Source organism: Streptomyces sp. NBC_01217 (assembly GCF_035994185.1).
Taxonomy (GTDB): Bacteria; Actinomycetota; Actinomycetes; order Streptomycetales; family Streptomycetaceae; genus Streptomyces.
This window is the reverse complement of sequence record NZ_CP108538.1, coordinates 8,163,845-8,182,738: the sequence shown is the minus strand read 5'-3', so window position 1 is coordinate 8,182,738 and position 18,894 is coordinate 8,163,845. Positions and strand designations below refer to the sequence as shown.

The window sequence follows — 18,894 nt, the reverse complement described above, 5'->3', positions numbered from 1 at the left end:
CCGCCCGCTCCTCCGCACCCCGCACCCGTCTCGCCGACGAACCGGCCGGGCTGCCGCGGATTGGGTCGGGCAGCGGCAGGCGTGAGAATGTCGGGCAACGCCGTCGGCGTCATTGATCCGCTGTCCGCCGATCCACCGTGAAGGAACGCCATGCCCGCCGGCCCCCGCCCGTCCGTCCTCTTCGTCACCGACCTCGCCTACGAGGCCCGCGGCCGCCGCTACTGCGACGAGGACATCTATCTGACGTCGCGGCTGCGCGAGGAGTTCGATATCGCGCTCTGCCACCCCGGGGACGCCGCCGCACTGCTGGACGGTTTCGATGCGGTCGTCGTACGCAACAGCGGTCCGGTGCTGCACTACCGGGAGGCGTACGACGCGTTCCGCGCGCGGGCACGGGAGCTGGGCGTACGCGTCTACAACCCGCTGAACGGACGCGCGGACATGGCGGGCAAGCAGTATCTGGTCGATCTGAGCCGGGCGAGGTATCCGGTGATCCCCACGGTGGACCGGGCGGCTGATCTGGGGCTGCTGCCCGCGGCCGCGGAGTACGTGGTCAAGCCGAAGCTGGGGGCGGACTCGGCCGGGCTGCGCTTCATACGGGAGGCCGCGCTGCCGGAGAGCGCGGACGGCACGCTGCTCGTCCAGCCGCGGATCGACTTCCGCTACGAGGTGTCCTTCTACTTCATCGACCGCGACTTCCAGTACGCGCTTTACGCTCCGCATCCGGAGCGGCGGTGGGTGCTGGAGCCGTACGGGCCGAGCGCGGCCGATCTGGCGTTCGCGGGCAGGTTCGTGGAGTGGAACGGTCTCGACCACGGCATCCAGCGGATCGACGCCTGCCGGACGGTGGAGGGCGAGCTGCTGCTCGTCGAGTTGGAGGACCTCAATCCGTACCTTTCGCTGGACCGGGTGGCGGAGCCGGTGCGGGAGGCGTTCGTGACCCGTATGAAGGCTTCCCTGCGGGATCTGCTGGCCTGACGACCCATCCGGCCGTCCCGCACATGCGGGAGTGGGACCCCGGTGTGAGGGTGCAAGCGTGACCACTGCCAGCGAGACCGCCCCCGCCGCGCAGAGTGCCGTCGCGCCACCCGTACTCGATCCGCGCCGGCGGAACATCGTCTTCGCGACGATCGTCCTGGGGATTCTGCTGGCCGCCCTTGACCAGACGATCGTCGGCACCGCACTGCCGACGATCGTCTCGGATCTCGGCGGCGCCGCCCATATGTCCTGGGTGGTCACCGCGTATCTGCTCGCCGAGACGGTGGCGACGGTCCTCGTCGGCAAGTTCGGCGACCTGTTCGGCCGGAAGATCATCTTCCAGCTGTCCGCGATCATCTTCAACACCGGTTCGTTCCTGTGCGGTCTCGCGACCAATATGACGCTGCTGATCGTCTGGCGCGGGCTGCAGGGCATCGGCGCGGGCGGGCTGATGGTCACCTCGATGGCGCTGATCGCCGATGTGATCCCGTTGCGCGAGCGCGGCAAGTACCAGGGTGCGATCGGTGCGGTCTTCGGGGTGGCGACGGTGATCGGGCCCTTGCTCGGCGGGCTCTTCACCGACCATCTGAGCTGGCGCTGGGCGTTCTACGTCAATGTGCCGATCGCGATCGTGGTGGTCATCGCCGCGGCCCGGACGATCCCGTCCGTCAAGGCCGCCGGACGGCCCGTGATCGACTATCCGGGCATCGCGATGGTCACGGTCGGCGCGAGCGCTCTGATCCTGGCGACGAGCTGGGGCGGCAACGAGTACTCCTGGGGATCGCCCGTCATCATCGGTCTCTTCGCGGGCGGCGCGGTCGCGCTGGCCCTCTTCTGTCTGGTGGAGTTCCGGGCGAAGGAACCGATGCTGCCGATGCGGCTGTTCCGGAATCCGGTGTTCACCGTCTGCTCGATCCTGAGCTTCATCGTGGGCTTCGCGATGCTCGGCGCGATGATCTTCCTGCCGACGTATCTGCAGTACGTGGACGGGGACTCGGCGACGCTCTCGGGGGTGCGGACGCTGCCGCTGGTCGTCGGGCTGCTCGTCGCCTCGATCTTCAGCGGCAATGTGGTGTCCAAGACGGGCCGGTACCGGATCTTCCCCATCGTGGGCACGCTGATCATGGCGGTCGGGCTGTTCCTGCTCTCCCGGATGGGCCCGGGAAGCGGTGCGTGGCTGGAGTCGCTGTACATGCTGGTGCTCGGTGTCGGCATCGGTCTGTCCATGCAGGTGCTGACGATCGCGGTGCAGAACACTGTCGACTACGCGGACCTGGGTACGGCGACGTCGGGCGTGACCTTCTTCCGTACGCTCGGCAGTTCCTTCGGTACGGCGGTCTTCGGCACGATCTACGCCAACGCGCTGAAGCCGAATCTGGCCGAGGGCGTCGCGTCGGCAGCCCGGGCGGGCGGCGATCCCGCGGTGCTCGCGAAAGCCTCCCAGAGCCCGGAGGAGCTGCACGGGCTGCCCGCCGCACAGTCGGCGCCGCTGGCCCAGGCGTACGCCGACACGCTGCACACCGTGTTCCTGTGGACGGTGCCGGTCGCGCTCCTGGGGTTCGTCGTGGCGCTCTTCCTGAAAGAGGTGAAACTGCGGGACACGGCGCGGGCCGGCTCGACGGACATGGGCGAGGGCTTCGCCCAGCCCAGCGCGGGCGACTCGGCCAAGCTGCTGGAATTCTCGGTGGCCAAGATCCTGCGCGGAGCGGGTCCGGACACGGCCCGCCGGATCGTCGCGGACTCCGACACCCGGCTGGACATGGCGGGGGCCTGGGCGGTGATGCAGGTCGAGCTGTTCACCCGGATGGTCGGCCATGCGGGTCTGAACCTGATCGCGACCCGGCACCGGGTTCCGCCGGAGGTGCTGGTGCCGGTCTTCGACCGGATGATCGAGGAGGGCTATCTCACCGGCGACGGCCATCTGTTCACGCACACCGCCGCCGGGAGCCGGGAGGCCGCGACGATCGACGACGCGTGGGCGCGGTGGCTCAATGCGCGCCTGGACGAGAACGGCACCCGCCCGGACGACCGGCAGCTGCGGGCGGCGGTGGATGTGATCGCCAAACGGCTGCTGGCGGAGGATCTGACGCAGGAGCTGTCACCGGAGAAGGCGTCGGTGGGGACCGCGATCTGAACGGGCCCGGCCACCGCGCCGCCCGGTCAGTCGACGAAGACCGGCACCGTGTACACCCAGGCGCCCTCGTACCGTACGAAGCGGCTCTTCTCGTGGAGCGAGTCCGGCCGCCCGCCGTCCGTGCAGTGCGCGCGGAAGGTGACCGTACCCGTGCTGTGGAACGCGCTGCCGTCCGTCGTCTCCAGGATCTCCAGGCGCACCCACCGCATCCCGGGATCGAAGCCCACGGCGGGCGGCCGGGTGTCGGGGTGCCAGGTGCGGAGCAGATACGCCTCGTCGCGTACGACGAATGCGGCGTACCGGGAGCGCATCAGCGCCTCGCAGGTCGGTGCGGCGACGGTCCCGGCGTGCAGGCGGCCGCAGCAGTCCGCGTAGGTGGCGGGCAGGCCGCACGGGCACGGCGAGTCCGCCGTGATCGCGGAAGGCCGCGTTCCGGCAGTGGCGGACCGCCTCGGTCGTGTGGTGCGTCGTGACATGCGTCCATTGTCACCCGTGGCCGGGGCGGCTCAGCGGGCCGGGGTAAAGCGGCGACGGTGCTCGCCGGGCGTCAGTCCGGTGCGGCGGCGCAGGCGGGTCCGCGGGTTCGTCGTCCTACCGGGTCCGCCGGCGCGGCCGACCACGTCGAGTCCTTCCTCGCCGGGCTCCATCAGCCGCCGGGCGAGGGTGATCCGGCGTTCGGCCGGCCGAGCGGGGTCGTGCCGAGCTGGGCGCGAAAGCGGCGGTGCGGGGTGGCCGGGCCGTCAGGCCTTGCGGGCCACGCCCGCGTAGCCCGGGATCGGCTCGTCGCCGGAGACTTCGATGACCTCGCCGAGTTCCGGGTGCCAGTCCGCGGAGAGCGAGACGCCCGGCTCGACGAGTTCCAGTCCGTCGAAGAACGTGGCGAACTCCGCGTGGGAACGCAGGCGCAGCGTCATCCCGCGGGCCCTGTACATGGCGGACGCCTTCGCCGCGCCCTCGGGGTCGAAGTCCCCGGTGGTGTGCGAGAGCATCAGATAGCTGCCGGAGGGAAGCTGCTCGACCAGGCGGTCGACGAGTTCGGCCGCGCCGTCCTCGTCGTCCAGGAAGTGCAGCAGGGCCAGCAGGGACAGGGCGATCGGCTTGTCGAAGTCGAGGACCTTGCCCGCCTGCTCCAGGATGACCTCCGGCCTGCGGGCGTCGGCCTGGATGTACTCGGTGGCGCCCTGCGGTGTCGAGCGCAGCAGGGCCGCCGCGTGCGCGAGGACGATCGGGTCGTTGTCGCAGTAGACGATCCGCGCGTCCGGGGCGGTCCGCTGGGCGATCTGGTGGAGGTTGGGCTCGGTGGGGATGCCCGTGCCGATGTCGAGGAACTGGCGGATGCCGTTCTCGGCCAGCCACCGGGTGGCGCGGTGCATGAAGGCCCGGTTGACCCGGGCCATGTCGCGTCCTCTGGCGTCCACGGCCAGCAGCTGCCGGGCCATCTGCTCGTCGACCGGGTAGTTGTCCTTGCCGCCGAGGAACCAGTCGTACATCCGGGCCGGATGCGGCTTGCTGGTGTCGATCTCGACGGCTTGGGGCTCTTGCCCGGTCATAGCGCGCTCCATGGGTCCAGAGGTCGGTGAACAACAAGAGTGTGGGGCGGGTACGGGCTCCGGCGCTGCGGAATCAGCTGATGGAGCCGTGGATTCAGGTGAGAAGGAAGTCCGCCTGGCCGGACTTGGCGCCCTGTATGAAGGCGGCGATCTCACGGTGGGTGTAGATCAGGGCGGGGCCGTCGGGATCGGCGGACTGGCGCATGGCGACCCTGCCGTCGGAGAGCTTCATGGCTTCGACGCAATTGCCTCCGTTCCCACCGCTCCACGGCTTGTACCAGCCCTCGGAGCCGAGATCGGCGGCCGGCATGCCGTTGTATATGGGTTCCATCACAGCTCCTTGCGGAAGTCCCGGAGGATTTCCTTCGTGCGTTGTGCAGTTGCGGCCTGAGCCGCCATGCGGTCCATGACTTCGAGGTAGGAGGCCACCTCGGGGCGCGCGTCGAAGTAGACGGCTCCGGTCAGGTACTCGCTGTAGACCATGTCGGGGAGTTCGGGGACACCGAAGCGGAAGAGGACGAAGGGGCCGTAGGTGCCCGGATGGTGGCCGGTCGAGAACTCCGCGATCTGCAGCGTCACATGCGGCATCTCGGTCGATTCGAGCAGCCGGTCGATCTGCCCGCGCATGGCGTCGACACTGCCGACGGGACGGCGCAGCACCGTCTCGTCCATCACCACCCACAGCTTCGGTGAGTCCGGTCTGGTCAGCAGGGACTGGCGCTCCATCCGCAGCGCCACATGGCGCTCGATGTCCTCGGGTCTGGTCTGACCGACGGCTCCGGTGCGCATCACCGAACGCGCGTAGTCCTCGGTCTGCAGCAGTCCGGGGACGAAGTGCGGCTCGTACATGCGCAGGAGGCTCGCGGCGCCCTCCAAGCTGACGTACATGCTGAACCAGTCGGGCAGCACATCGTGGAACCGCTGCCACCAGCCGGGCTTGTTGGCCTCCTCGGCGAGCTCGACGAAGGCGTCGGCCTCGGCCTCGGCGATCCCGTACGCCTTCAGCAGCAGCTGGACATAGGGGATCTTGAGAGCGACCTCGGCGGTCTCCATCCTGCGTATCGTCGCAGGTGCGACCCGCAGCACCTTGGCAGCCTGGTCACGGCTCAGGCCGACGCGCTCCCGCAGATCCTGCAGGCGCTTGCCGAGGACGACCTGACCCACGGTCGGGGCGGACCGCGGTTCGCTCACTTCAGACCTCCCGATGCGCTGTTTGTCAGCAGTCTGCCATGCATGAGCCACCCAATACATAGTCACTCTGAAATTTTCAGAGTGCCCCTTGCCAAGTGTTGCCGACAGGGGGAGAGTTGGTGAGTGAACCAGTTCACGTAGTCACGACCGCCCTCAGGTTCGCGAGACGCGGAGTGTGACGCAGCCCCCACTGTGAGGAATCGGTTGTGGCACCTGGCAGCGCGCTCATCCCCCGGCTCATGGATCTCAGACCCGGGACGGAAGCGCTCCGGTACTGCTTCGCGCTGCCTGCGCACCCCGAATCGGTGGCCGGTGCACGACGGCTGACGAGGGCTCGGCTCGACGAGTGGCGGCTGGACGATGACGCACACGAGGCAGCGGTCCTGATCGTGTCGGAACTGGTCACCAACGCGGTGGTGCACACCGTGAGCGCCCGCGTCGTGTGTGAGCTGCGATGCCTCGAAGGGCGGCTGCGAATAGCCGTGCAGGACCAAGGACACCAGCCCGGCGGGCCGCGACTTCGCCGCGCCGCCGATGACGAGCACGGACGCGGCCTGCTGCTCGTCGACGCGTTGAGCAGTTCCTGGGGTTCCCGCGACGCGGGCAACGGCTCGGGCCGCATCGTCTGGGCAGAACTGCCGCACGGCTCGGAGCGGTCATGCTGAAGAACGCGATGTCCCATCTGCTCGGAGCGCGCCGCTCCCGTGAGTCCCGGCGCGCCGCGGATACGGGCATGGTGCGGTTGCCACTGCCGCCCGCGCTGTCGGCGAGCCTGGGCTGTGACGCGGTGGGGGTGCCGTCCCGGTACGGCTTCCGGCTGATGTCGCATCTGCCGCGCACCGGTTGCGTCTTCGCGGACGCCGACCGCTGGTGGTGGATCGTGCCCGCGGGCTCCGACCTCGATCTGGACTGGCCCCAGCAGGCCGCCTATGCGAGAGGCGCGTGCGTTCCGGCGGTACGCCCCCGGCTGATCCACCAGCCCGACAACCGCACGCCGTACACCCCGCCCATCCCGCTCTTCCTGATGGTGTGCCAGGTCACCGGTGTGACGCCGTCGTGGGCACCGGCCGGCGGTGCGCGCGCCGTCTCCGTGCCCTGACACAGCCCGGTTGACCTGCTGTTTCACCCGCCGGACACCCCGGTCACGCTGCGTTGTCAGTGGCCCGTTCTACTGTGGCACCAATGATCGAAAAGCCTGCGGCAGCGCGGGCTGTCCGGGTGTGGAGGGGGCGGGCCGTGCGCCGCTGGGAGTACGTCGAGGGCAGTGCCTCGAAGTTCTGGGAGACCGAGGCCGAGGGCGCCGTGGTGACGGTGCGCTATGGGCGGTGCGGGAGCGACGGGCGTACGCAGACGAAGGAGTACGCCTCGGCCGAGGCCGCGTCTGCGCAGGTGCGCAGGACGATCGTGGAGAAGGAGAAGAAGGGGTACCGCGAGGTGGGGGCGACGGCCGCGGTCGCCACTTCGGCGACGGGGGCTGCCGGGGCGACGGGGGCCGCTTCGGGCGCGGTTCCCGACGCGGAGACCGGTGCGGACGTTCTCGCTCTGCCCGACGAGGACACCTTCGATCTGCCCGCGAGCTGGAGGCGGACGCTCCACCCGCGGCGCGGCCGGGTGCACCGGGTGCCGAACAGGTCGAGGCAGGATGCGCTCGACACGATCGAGGCCCGGATCGCCGAGGAAGCGGCCTGGATCCAGGAGTTCGTCGACGCGCCGCGTTCGGATGCCGGGCTGGCCGGTGAGCTGCGGGCGCATGTCGCCGGGAGCCCGTCACCGGTCGGAGCGGCCGTTCTGGCCTCGGTGGTCAGTATTCCCGTGCCCGACTCCGCCTGGGCGGACCACTGGTCGGAGCGTTACGGGCTGCCGTTCGCCGCTCGGGCCGCGGTCGAGATGTTCTCGGTCGATGCCAACTGGCAGCAGAGCGGCCGCCGGCGCGGCGAGCCCCGTCTGGAGGCGCTCGCGGGTCCGCGCCACGCGTACTGGGCGAGGGACCGCCGGCTTTCGATGGACCGGGTCCGTGCGCTGCTCGCGGCGGCCGACGAGGAGACCTACCGGGCGGCGGTGGAGGCGCTGGCCGGGTGTCGCACCGATGCCCTGCACAGGATCATCGTCTCCTATCTGGTCCCGAGCGAGACCGGCTGGGTCGACGACCTCTGCGCGGATCCCGAAGTGAGCGCGGAGCGGGACCGCACCCTGCGCCTGATGCTGTTCAGTTCGCTGAACTCGGCCGACCAGATGCCCTGCTTCCCCCATCGGCCGGACATCACCGACAGCGTCGCATTCATCGCGACGGTCGCCGAGGGCATCGGACCGGCGATCGCCCCGCTGCTGGGCGACGCCCTCAACGCCAACCACTACTACGCCGACAGCACGAAACTCGCCGCCAACGCCCTGGTCGAGCTTCCCACCGACGATGCCTTTCTCGCCCTGCTGGCCCACGCCGACTCCAAGCATGTCCGCCCCGCCCTCCTCGACGCCATGCGCCGCTACCCGGTGCGTGCGGTGCGGCTGCTGGCCGCCGCGGTGGCCACCGGCCCGGCCGAGGCCTCCTCCCGGTCGCTGCAGCTGCTCCGTGGTCATATCGGCGCCCACCACGAACTGGTGTCGCTCGCGCTCGGCGACCTGGACGCCGAGGTCGTGGAGACCGTCGAACCGCTGCTCAACCCGGCGGACCTGATCGCCGACGCATCTGTGGACGCCCTGCCCGCCGTGCTGACGGCGCCGCCGTGGTCCCGGCCCCGCACCCGTGTCAAGGACGCGGTCGTGACAGGCCTGACCGCGGAGTCCGAGCCCTCGCTGGAGTGGCTGCCCGGGGAGAAGGCCGCATGGGAGGCCACCTCCTCGTGGTACACGACCAGGCGCGGCGAGGGCGACTGGGAGAAGGACGCCGCCACCCTGCACCACGATGTGAACCAGCGCGACCTGCGGCCGGCCTGGATCTTCGTCCACGGCCCGGAGGAACTGGTCGCCCCGCTGCTCGCCGGCTGGGATCCGACCGATCTGTGGGACGGCGAGGACACCCTCAGGCCGGTCGCCGCCCGCTTCGGCCTCGCGGCGCTGCCGCTGCTGCTGCGTGCCGTGCCCCGGCAGCCGGGCTCGCTCGCCCCGCTGCTGCTCCCGTTCGTCGATGTGCGGGTCGCCCGGCACATGGCCGACTGGGCGGTACGTCTCAAGTCCACCGCAGCGACCGCCCGTTCCTGGTTCACCCGGCACGGTGTAGCGGCCGCCCCGCTCCTGGTGCCGGACGCCCTGGGCAAGGCGGGTGCCGCGCGGCGCGCCGCCGAACAGGCGCTGACGCTGATCGCCACGGCGCACGGCGACGCCGTGGTGCGCGATGCCGCCGGGGCGTACGGCGCCGAGGCGGTGGCCGGGGTGGATGCGCTGCTGGCCGCGGACCCGCTGGAGCGGGCGCTGCCCGCCAAAATGCCCGTACTGCCCGGCTGGGCGCAGCCCTCGCTGCTGCCCCAGATCGTCGTCCGGTCCGGCGGTGCGCTGCCCATGCGGTCGGTGCACCACGCCCTGACGATGCTGGCGCTCTCGAAGCCCGGCGAGGTGTACCCCGGTGTCGCCTCGCTCGTCGAGACGGCCGAGGCCGCTTCGCTCGCGGAGTTCGCCTGGGGCCTGTTCGAGCAGTGGCAGCTGGCCAATATGCCCGCGAAGGAGTCGTGGGCGCTGCACGCGCTGGGGCTGCTGGGCGACGACGAGACGGTGCGCAGGCTCACACCGGTCATCCGGGCCTGGCCCGGTGAGGGCGCGCACCACCGGGCGGTGGAGGGCCTCGATGTGCTGGCGTCCATCGGCACCGATGTCGCGCTCCTGCATCTGCACGGCATCTCGCAGCGGGTGAAGTTCAAGGCGCTGAAGGTACGCGCCCAGGAGAAGATCGCCGAGGTCGCCGCGGGGCTCGGGCTGACCGGGGAACAGCTCTCCGACCGTCTGGTGCCGGACTTCGGTCTGGACGCGGACGGTTCGACGGTCGTCGACTACGGCACCCGTACGTTCACGGTCGGCTTCGACGAGCAGTTGCGCCCCTATGTACTGGACGGTGACGGCAAACGCCGCAAGGATCTGCCGCAGCCGGGTGCACGGGACGACGCGGAGCTGGCCCCGGCCGAGCGCAAGCGGTTCATGGCGCTCAAGAAGGACGTCCGGACGGTCGCATCCGACCAGGTGCGCCGGCTGGAGAGGGCGATGGTGACCGGGCGTTCCTGGACGGCCCAGGAATTCCGGGAGTTGTTCGTCGGTCATCCGCTGCTGTGGCATCTGGTACGCCGGCTGGTGTGGCTGAGCGAGACGGATGAGGGCGCGTGCACGGCGTTCCGGGTCGCGGAGGACCGCACGTTCGCCGACGCCGAGGACGATGTCTTCACCCTGGCGGACGACGCGACGGTGCGGCTCGCGCACCCGCTGCGTCTCGGGGAGGAACTGACCACCTGGTCCGAGGTGTTCGCCGACTACGAGATCCTTCAGCCGTTCGCACAGCTCGGGCGCGGCGTGTACGAGCTGTCCGATGAGGAGACCGCGGGCTACCGGCTCACCCGGTTCGAGGGCCTCAAGGTGGCGACCGGGAAGGTCCTGGGACTGGAGCGGCGCGGCTGGCAGCGCGGGACGCCGCAGGACGCCGGAGTGGAGCGCTGGATCTCCAAGCGGCTGACCGACGACTGCTATCTGGTGATCGCGCTGTACGAGGGCATCGCGGTCGGGGTGGTCGACATGTTCCCCGACCAGACCCTCGAAACGGTCTGGCTCGACTCCCGGCCCGACGATCACTGGGGGCGGCGCAGCTACCCGCACCGTTTCGCCGACCTGGATGCGGTGACCGTGTCGGAACTTCTCGGCGACCTGACGGAGCTCACCGAGGGCGTCGCATCATGACCGTACGGAACGACACGCGCATCGAGGCACCGGGCGGCGGCCCGGCTCCGGTGCAGCGGCCACCGGCCGAGGTGCGGTACGCCGAGGAGCTGACGGCTCTGCGGGCCGAGGACCGTGATCCGCGGCCCCCGGGCTGGGAGTTGAGCCTGCGTGCGGCGCGCCGCTTCGTCATCGGTGACACGGAGGCGGGGATCAGCCGGAAGTTCGTCGGCAATCCCTCGCTGGTGGACCGGGCGCTGGTGACGCTGGCGACGAGCCGCGGGCTGATGCTGGTCGGGGAGCCGGGCACCGCCAAGTCGCTGCTGTCCGAGCTGATCGCGGCCGCGGTCAGCGGGGACTCGACGCTGACGGTGCAGGGCGGCGCGGCCACCACCGAGGACCAGATCAAGTACGGCTGGAATTACGCACTGCTGGTCGCCGAGGGGCCCTCCACCCGCTCGCTGGTACCGGCTCCGATGCTGCGCGGCATGGCGGAGGGCAGGCTCGTGCGCTTCGAGGAGATCACCCGCTGTCCGCTGGAGGTACAGGACTCACTGCTGTCGCTGCTGTCCGAGCGGGTGGTGGCGATCCCCGAGCTGACCGGTCCTGACGGCATGGTCTTCGCCCGGCAGGGTTTCAATGTCATCGCGACGGCCAACACCCGGGACCGGGGTGTCAATGAGATGAGTGCGGCGCTCAAGCGGCGCTTCAACTTCGAGACCGTGTTCCCGATCCCCGACCTGGACACCGAACTGGCCCTTGTCGAGGCGGAGGTCACCACCCTGCTGCGGCGTTCGGGGGTGGAGCCGCCGCCCGACCGGGATGTGCTGGAGGTCCTGGTCGGTACGTTCCGGGAGCTGCGTGCGGGGGTCGGTGAGAAGGGCGGGCCCGGTGGGGGTGCGGACCGTCCCTCCGCGGTGATGAGTACGGCGGAGGCCGTCTCGGTCGCCCATGCGGTGGGTGTGCGCGGCTGGTTCCTGCGCGGCGAGCCGGGCAGTGCCGCCGATGTGGTGGCGTGTCTGGCGGGGACGGCGGCGAAGGACAGCCCGGAGGACCTGGCCCGGCTGCGCCGCTATCTGGAGCAGCAGGTGCCGCGTCGGCGCAGCCCGGCGTGGCAGGCCCTGTACGACGCACGTCATCTGCTGGCCGACTGATGTCCGCCGTGTTCCTGGGGGTGCGTCACCACTCCCCCGCCTGCGCACGGCTCGTCGAGCGGACCGTCGAGGAACTCCGGCCCGCCCAGGTGCTGATCGAGGGTCCGGCCGAGATGAACGGACGGCTGGACGAGCTGCTGCTCGGCCACGAGCTGCCGGTCGCGGTGTTCAGCCACTACCGCGACGGGCAGCGGTCCGCGACGTCCTGGGCGCCGCTGTGCGACTACTCGCCGGAGTGGGTCGCGCTGCGGGCGGGGCGGGCGGCCGGGGCGGAGGTCCGCTTCATCGATCTGCCGGCCTGGCATCCGGCGTTCGCCGAGCGCACCAACCGCTATGCCGATGCGGAGGTCCGCTACGCGGAGGCGACGGAGCGGCTGTGCCGGCACTTCGCGGTGGACTCCTCGGACGCCCTGTGGGACCGGCTGTTCGAGGTCGAACCCGACGAAGGTCTCGGCGAACGGCTCGATGCGTACTTCGCGCTGGTGCGCGGTGACGCGGAGGCCGATGCGGGCGACCGGGCGCGCGAGACGTACATGGCGGCGTGGGTCCGGGCGGCTCTCGCCCTGGCCGGGGACCGGCCGGTGCTGGTGGTGACCGGCGGCTTCCATCAGCCCGCGCTCCGTACGCTCACCGAAACCGCTGCGGAGAGCGGCGACGGCTGGGCACGGGGCACGGACGGGTGGCCCGAGGTGCCCGCCCCGCCGGACGGGGCCATGGCCGGGAGTTTCCTCGTGCCGTACTCCTTCCGGCAGTTGGACGCCTTCGCCGGGTACCAGTCGGGGATGCCTTCGCCCGGCTACTACCAGCAGGTGTGGGAGGAGGGCCCCGGGTCCGCGGCAAACGGCCTGCTGCGGGTGGTCGTCGAGCGGTTGCGGGCGCGCAGGTTCCCGGTGTCCACCGCCGATCTGATCGCCGCGCGCAGTCTGGCCCAGGGGCTCACGGCGCTGCGCGGTCATCCGCGCCCCGCCAGGATCGATGTACTGGACGGTCTCGCGGGCGCCCTGATCACGGACGACCTGGACCGCCCGCTCCCGTGGACGAGCCGGGGCACGCTGATGACGGGTGCCCACCCGGCGGTCGTCGAGATGGTGGCGGCCTGCAGCGGTGACCGCACCGGGCGCCTCCATCCCGGCACCCCGGCGCCGCCCCTGGTGCACGATGTGGCGGCGCAGCTGGCCGCACTGGCGCTCGACGGCGGCCCCGAAGCCTCATACCGCCTCGATCTCACGGATGTCACCGGTCTGGAGCGCAGCCAGGTGCTCCACCGACTGCGGGTGCTGGGCATCCCCGGGCACGGGCGGACCGCCGGTCCCGAGCACGGAGTCGACCCCGTCTTCACGGAACGCTGGGAGGCGCAGTCCGTGTCGGGGCGCGAGGCGGCGCTGGTGGAGGCGGGGGCGTACGGCGCGACTCTCGCGGAGGCGGCGGCGGCTGTGCTCACCGAGCGGACGCGGGGTTCCGCGGTGGAGGCCGATGACCTGGCCCGGGTGCTGTTCGACGCCGTGCTGTGCGGGATGGACGGGTTCTCGGAGCAACTGCTCGGTGAACTGGCCTCCGGTGTCGGCGGGTTGAAGGAGGCCGGACCGCTCGGGGACATACTCTCCACGGCCCTCGGGCTGTGGCGGCACGACCGGGTGTTCGGGGTGGCGCGCGGTCCGCTGCTCGCCGCGGTGATCGACGGGGCGACGGAGCGGCTGCTGTGGCTTTTGGAGGGGGCGCGCGGCGCCTCGGGGGTGGACTTCCCCCGTCTGCGGGCCGTGGTCGCGGTGCGGGACGCGCTGCTGCACGCACCGGAGTTGCTCTCCGTCACACGGGAGACGGCGGCCGCGATCGCATGGCGGATCAGCGGCGATCCGGAGGCACCGGTCGATCTGCGTGGGGCCGCGTTCGGACTGCACCGGAGCCTGGTTGGGCTCCCGGGCGGCTCCGGCGATCCGGCCGGGGCGGTGCGTGCGGTGGCGACGGCCGGTGCGGATGCGCTCGGCGACTGGCTGGCCGGACTGTTCGCGCTCGCCCGCGACGAGGTGACGGGCGTGGTGGGGCACGAGGGCGGGGGCGGAGGCGGCGATGGCACGCAGTCGCTGATCGATGTGCTGGACGGCCTGGTCCGTGCGCTGCCCGACGACGATTTCCTGTCGGGTCTGCCCGCACTGCGTCAGGCCTTCGCGTTCTTCCCGCCACGCGAACGCGAGCGGATCGCCGGACGCCTGTTGGAACGGCGCGGGGTGCGCGGGTCTTCGCGTTCCCTGCTGCGGACCACCGAGGACCCGCTGCTGATCGCCCGGGCCCGCGCCCTGGAGGAGTCCGTGTCCCGACTGCTGGCCCGCTACGACCTGGGAGCCACCCGATGACCTCGCCCGAACGCGTACCCGACCGGACACCAGTGCCCGCGGCGGGCGACGCCGCCGTGGCACCCGATGCGGGGCTGGAGCGCTGGCGGCTGATCCTGGGCTCCGCCGCCGAACGGCACACCGGGCCGCTGGGTGCCGGCAACACCGGCCGGGATGCCGCGCTCGACTGGCTCTACGGCCGCGACCCGGACCTCGCCAGGCGCGGGGTGCGCCGCTCCGGCACCGCCCCTCGGCACGGCGGTGACGGCCCGTCCGCGGTGACCGCGGTCGACTGGCTCGACGACATCCACCACCTCTTCCCGAAGGAGACCATCGAGCGCCTGGAGCGGGACGCCGTCGAGCGGTACGGCATCCAGGAGATCGTCACCGACCCCGCCGTGCTGGAGCGGGTCGAGCCGAGCCCGACGCTGCTGCGGGCGGTGCTGCGCACCAAGCATCTGATGAACCCACAGGTGCTGCGGCTGGCCCGGCGCATCGTCGAGTCGGTGGTGAAACAGCTCCTGGCCAGGCTCCGGCCGGAGATCCGCCGGGCGTTCCACGGCACCCGCTCCCGCAAACCCAGCCGGGTGCCGCTGGCGAGGGACTTCGACTTCCGGCAGACCGTACGGGCCAACCTCACCCACTACCAGCCGGCCGAGCGGCGCCTGCTCATCGAGCGCGCCCACTTCCACTCCCGTACGCAACGCCAAGTCACGCAGTGGCAGCTGATCCTGCTGGTCGACCAGTCGGGCTCGATGGCCGGATCGGTGATCCACTCGGCGGTGACCGCCGCGTGTCTGTGGGGCCTGCCCGGCCTCAAGACGCATCTGGTCGCCTTCGACACCCAGGTGGTGGACCTGACCTCCGATGTGACCGATCCGGTGGAGCTGCTGATGCGGGTCCAGCTGGGCGGCGGCACCGACATCGCACGGGCCGTGGAGTACGGCGCGGGTCTGGTGGAGAATCCGCGGCGCACCATCGTCGCGCTGGTCACCGACTTCTACGAGGGCGGCGACCCCTACCGGCTGCTGCGCACGGTGCGGGCGCTGGTGGAGCAGGGCACCACCGTGCTGGGGCTGGCCGCGCTCGACGAGGACGCCAACCCGGAGTACGACCGTGAGCTGGCGGGGCGGCTCGCCGCGGCCGGGGCACACATCGGGGCGATGACACCGGGCCGCCTCGCCGAGTTCGTCGCCGAAAGGCTGGGCCGATGACCGACGCATCGACCGGCGCCCTCGCCGCGCGCCCCGATCTGCTCGCCCTGACGCCGGACACGCTCGCGGCACTGGCCAACCGCGGGCTGGTCAAACGGGCCACGAAGGAGCTGGACGCGGGCACGGTGCCCGCTCTCACGACCGAGCAGGACACCACGGTGCGCGCCCGCTTCGACGACGGCACCACCACCTCGCTGCCGCCCGGCACGGGGCTTGACGACGGCGACTGCAGCTGCGCCGCGCCGGGCGTGTGCCGCCACCTCATCGCCCTGGTGCTGGCGTATCAGCGCCTGGCCACAGCCGGGACGGACAGCGCCACCGCCGCCGTCACCGACTGGTCCCCCGGCAGCACCGATGACACGGCCCTCGCCGAAGCCGTCGGTGCCCGTCCGGTGGCCGCGGCCCGCCGCACCTTCGAGCGGGGCTACGCCGCCGTCGTGCACCGCCCGTCCCCGGACCACCCCGAGCCCCGGGTCGAACTCCCCACCTGCACGGTGCGTTTTCCGGTCCCCGGCGAGATCGCGTACGCGCTGACGGACGCGGCCGCCGCGCTGCGCGGCGAGGTGGTGGCACTCGCGGTGTGGGCGTTCCGGGCCGCCGACGCGGCGGGGACCGAGGAGCGGTCCCTCCCCGTCCAGGTGGGCGGGCGCACCACCGCCCCGCCCGCCGAGCGGCCCGTGCTCGTCGCGGCCGTCGAGCTGGCGGACGAGCTGCTGGCGGAGGGTGTGGCCCATGTCGGACCGGTCCACGGCGGTGCCCTGGCACGGGCCGCCGCAGGGCTGAGCGCCGAGTCGCTGCACTGGCCCGCGGGTGCGCTGGCCGAACTGACGGAACAGCTCACGGCGTACGCCGACCGCAACGCCCACTACCGTCCCGAGCTGGTCGCCGCCCTGCTCACGGAGTTGCACGCCCGGCGGCGGGCCGCCGCGCTCCCCGGCGTACTGGGCAGCCGCGAAGCCGGGGACACCCCGCTGCGCCGGGTCCGGCTCACCTCGCTCGGCTGCCGTGTCCACGGCACACCGCGGTCCCTGGTCTCCGAGGTGTATTTCGCGCATCCCGGCGCGGGCACCGTCCTCGTTCTCCGCAAGGCCTGGACGGCTGCCGAGGGCAAGGAGCTCACCGGCCACCAGCTGTCCACCCGCCGCGTCCTGTCCACCCCGCTGGGCGCGCTCGCCGCCGGAAACCTGGTCAGCGAGAGTGTGCGGCGCACGCCGAGCCGTGCGCTGACGATCGCCCGGGGCCGGCTCGGCACGACGAGCATCACACCCGTCGGCGCCTCCTGGACGGAGCTTTTGGAGCCTCTGCTCGTACGGGATCTCTCCGCGCTGACGGCGGGCTGGGAGGGCAGGCCGCCCCGGCTGATCCGGCCGCGGGTCGAGGCGGAGGCGGTCCATGTCGTCGCGCTGTCCCAGGTGGAGAGCGTCGGCTACGACCCCGCCGAGCAGCGCCTGGAAGCCGTCGTGCGCGATGCCGCGGGTACCCCTGCGCTGGTGACGGCGGGCTATCGGCCGCAGTGTCCCGGTGCGCTGGACGCCCTGGCCGATGCGCTGGAGGGCGGCGCCACGCATGTCAGCGGTTCGGTGCACCGCTCCGGCGGTGGATTCCGGATCGATCCGATCGCGGTGCTGACCCCGGCGGGGCCGATCGTGCCCGATCTCGCCGCCGGCGACGGCTCGACGGCGCTCGCGGCGGTGGTGCACGGCCTGTCCGATCCGCTGACGGCGGTGCTGGATGAGGCGATATCCGCCATGTCGGCGGTGCCGCACAGCGGTCTGCGCCATCTGAACAACCCTGCCCGCTCCCGTATCGACGAGGCGGCGACCGCGCTGTCCCGCACCGGCCTGACCCGTGCCGCGGCCCTGTTGCGCGCCTTCCTCGACGCACTGGACGACGGCTCCCCAGCGGACGGGAAGGGCCTGGCCAACCGCTGCGATGCCTGGCTGGACGCCCAGCTCCACCTCCTGGTCAGCAGCGAACTGCGGTCCTCCCGGCCGGAGTTCGCGACCGCCTTGGCATCCGACTAGGGCCGGTTCAGATAGGCGAGCCGGGGATGGGCCTTCAGGTACCCGTCGAGGAGGCGTCCGGCCACGGTCACCGAGTCGACCAGCGGGTGCAGCGCGAAGGCCTTCACGGCGGTGGCGCGTGAGCCGCTCTCCGCCGCGTCCAAGACCGCGCGCTCGACGGCCTTGACGGCTGTGACCAGACCGACGGCGTGATACGGAAGCGGGTCGACGGCGACGGGACGGGCGCCGTTCGCGTCGACCAGGCACGGCACCTCGATGACGGCGTCCGCGTCGAGCACGGAAAGCGTCGTGCGATTGCGGACGTTGAGGATGAGAGAGGTCCGTTCGTTGCGGGCGACGGCCCGCATGAGGGCGAGCGCCACCTGCTCGTAGCCGCCGGACTCCAGATCGCTCTCCTCCCGCTCGCCGACCCCGGCGACGTCCCGGTTCTCCGACATGTAGGTGGCCTCGCGTTCGGCGCGGGTGCGGTCCCAGGCCGGCAGCGCAGGGGCGCCCGGGTCCTTCACCCGGGCGTAGAAGCCCTCCTGCTGTTCGCGGAGAAAGGCACCTCGGGTCTGCTCGGCGTCCTGGTAGGCGCGTACCGCTTCGCGGTTGAAGTAGTAGTAGTGCAGATACTCGTTGGGGACGGCGCCCAATGACCGCAGCCAGTCGGTGCCGAAGAGTCTGCCCTCCTCGAAGGAGCCGAGGAGCTCCGGGTCCGCGAGCAGCCGCGGGAGTTCGTCGCGGCCGTCGACCCGCAGTCCGCGGACCCAGCCCAGATGGTTGAGGCCCACGTAGTCGATCCTGGCCCGGTCGGGGTCGGCGCCGAGCACCCGGGCGATACGGCGGCCGAGGCCCACCGGTGAGTCGCAGATGCCGATGACCCGGTCACCCAGGTGACGGGACATGGCCTCGGTGACCAGGCCTGCCGGGTTGGTGAAGTTGATGACCCAGGCGTTCGGGGCGAGCCGGGCGATGCGCTGTGCGAGGTCGACGGCGACGGGCACGGTGCGCAGCCCGTACGCGATGCCGCCCGCCCCGACCGTCTCCTGGCCGAGCACACCTTCGTCGAGGGCGACGCGTTCGTCGGCGGCCCGTCCTTCGAGGCCGCCGACGCGGATCGCCGAGAAGACGAAGTCGGCGCCGCGCAGTGCGTCGTCGAGGTCGGTGGTGGCGGTGACGGCGGGCGCGTCCGCAACGTTCGCGGCCTGTTCGCCGAGCACCCGGGCGATGGCGGTGAGCCGGTCGGCGTCGGTGTCGTAGAGGGTGACCGCGGACACGCGGCCCTCGGCGTGATCGGCGAGCAGCGCCCCGTACACGAGTGGAACCCGGAATCCGCCGCCGCCCAGAATTGTCAGCTTCACGCTTCCGCATGGTACGGGGGCCGCCCGGGCGAGGGCCCGAGCGACTCCGGACGGCGGCTCTGCCTCCGGCCACCGGGAGCGCCCGGCCCGGTGGCCATGGACCTGCGGGTCCGCGACCACCGGGC

14 protein-coding genes are annotated in these 18,894 nt (G+C 71.6%); 9 read left to right on the top strand and 5 right to left on the bottom strand.

Annotation, left to right across the window (positions count from 1 at the left end; genetic code table 11):
* The first annotated feature begins 150 nt into the window (after nucleotides 1-150).
* On the top strand, nucleotides 151-978 hold the full coding sequence (locus OG507_RS36510; protein WP_327371375.1) for a hypothetical protein: 828 nt from the start codon (nucleotides 151-153) through the stop codon (nucleotides 976-978).
* A gap of 58 nt (nucleotides 979-1,036) precedes the next feature.
* Nucleotides 1,037-3,112, top strand: coding sequence for an MDR family MFS transporter (locus OG507_RS36505; protein ID WP_327371374.1), 2,076 nt, complete (start codon nucleotides 1,037-1,039; stop codon nucleotides 3,110-3,112).
* A gap of 26 nt (nucleotides 3,113-3,138) precedes the next feature.
* On the opposite strand, the gene OG507_RS36500 is transcribed toward OG507_RS36505, so the two are convergent.
* The 4 genes from OG507_RS36500 to OG507_RS36480 all read right to left on the bottom strand — a co-directional run bounded on the left by OG507_RS36500 (nucleotide 3,139) and on the right by OG507_RS36480 (nucleotide 5,853).
* Nucleotides 3,139-3,588, bottom strand: coding sequence for a YchJ family protein (locus tag OG507_RS36500; RefSeq protein WP_327371373.1), 450 nt, complete (start codon nucleotides 3,586-3,588; stop codon nucleotides 3,139-3,141).
* 264 nt (nucleotides 3,589-3,852) lie between these two features.
* Nucleotides 3,853-4,662, bottom strand: coding sequence for an SAM-dependent methyltransferase (locus tag OG507_RS36490; RefSeq protein WP_327371372.1), 810 nt, complete (start codon nucleotides 4,660-4,662; stop codon nucleotides 3,853-3,855).
* Between the two features lie 94 nt (nucleotides 4,663-4,756).
* A complete protein-coding gene (locus OG507_RS36485; protein ID WP_327371371.1) occupies nucleotides 4,757-4,993 on the bottom strand; it encodes a DUF397 domain-containing protein in 237 nt (78 codons plus the stop codon).
* A complete protein-coding gene (locus OG507_RS36480) occupies nucleotides 4,993-5,853 on the bottom strand; it encodes a helix-turn-helix domain-containing protein (RefSeq protein ID WP_327371370.1) in 861 nt (286 codons plus the stop codon). The genes OG507_RS36485 and OG507_RS36480 overlap by 1 nt, the downstream gene beginning before the upstream one ends.
* A gap of 206 nt (nucleotides 5,854-6,059) precedes the next feature.
* On the opposite strand from OG507_RS36480, the gene OG507_RS36475 reads away from it, so the two are divergent.
* The 7 genes from OG507_RS36475 (at nucleotide 6,060) to OG507_RS36445 (ending at nucleotide 17,426) form a co-directional block, all read left to right on the top strand.
* Nucleotides 6,060-6,518 carry an ATP-binding protein gene (locus OG507_RS36475; RefSeq protein ID WP_327371369.1) on the top strand — a complete coding sequence of 153 codons (459 nt, stop codon included), beginning with the start codon at nucleotides 6,060-6,062 and terminating at the stop codon, nucleotides 6,516-6,518.
* On the top strand, nucleotides 6,512-6,952 hold the full coding sequence (locus OG507_RS36470) for a hypothetical protein (RefSeq protein WP_327371368.1): 441 nt from the start codon (nucleotides 6,512-6,514) through the stop codon (nucleotides 6,950-6,952). The genes OG507_RS36475 and OG507_RS36470 overlap by 7 nt, the downstream gene beginning before the upstream one ends.
* An 83-nt stretch (nucleotides 6,953-7,035) precedes the next feature.
* Entirely contained in the window at nucleotides 7,036-10,725 is a 3,690-nt protein-coding gene (locus OG507_RS36465; RefSeq protein ID WP_327371367.1) for a DUF4132 domain-containing protein, read from the top strand.
* Complete coding sequence (locus OG507_RS36460) at nucleotides 10,722-11,858, top strand: AAA family ATPase (protein WP_327371366.1); 1,137 nt, start codon at nucleotides 10,722-10,724, stop codon at nucleotides 11,856-11,858. Before OG507_RS36465 ends, OG507_RS36460 begins: the two co-directional genes overlap by 4 nt.
* On the top strand, nucleotides 11,858-14,209 hold the full coding sequence (locus OG507_RS36455; RefSeq protein ID WP_327371365.1) for a DUF5682 family protein: 2,352 nt from the start codon (nucleotides 11,858-11,860) through the stop codon (nucleotides 14,207-14,209). Before OG507_RS36460 ends, OG507_RS36455 begins: the two co-directional genes overlap by 1 nt.
* A complete protein-coding gene (locus OG507_RS36450; protein WP_327371364.1) occupies nucleotides 14,206-15,402 on the top strand; it encodes a VWA domain-containing protein in 1,197 nt (398 codons plus the stop codon). Before OG507_RS36455 ends, OG507_RS36450 begins: the two co-directional genes overlap by 4 nt.
* Nucleotides 15,399-17,426, top strand: coding sequence for a hypothetical protein (locus OG507_RS36445; protein WP_327371363.1), 2,028 nt, complete (start codon nucleotides 15,399-15,401; stop codon nucleotides 17,424-17,426). Before OG507_RS36450 ends, OG507_RS36445 begins: the two co-directional genes overlap by 4 nt.
* Here the strand turns inward: OG507_RS36445 and OG507_RS36440 are convergent.
* Nucleotides 17,423-18,769 carry a 6-phospho-beta-glucosidase gene (locus OG507_RS36440; RefSeq protein WP_327371362.1) on the bottom strand — a complete coding sequence of 449 codons (1,347 nt, stop codon included), beginning with the start codon at nucleotides 18,767-18,769 and terminating at the stop codon, nucleotides 17,423-17,425. The genes OG507_RS36445 and OG507_RS36440 overlap by 4 nt on opposite strands.
* Nucleotides 18,770-18,894 lie beyond the last annotated feature (125 nt).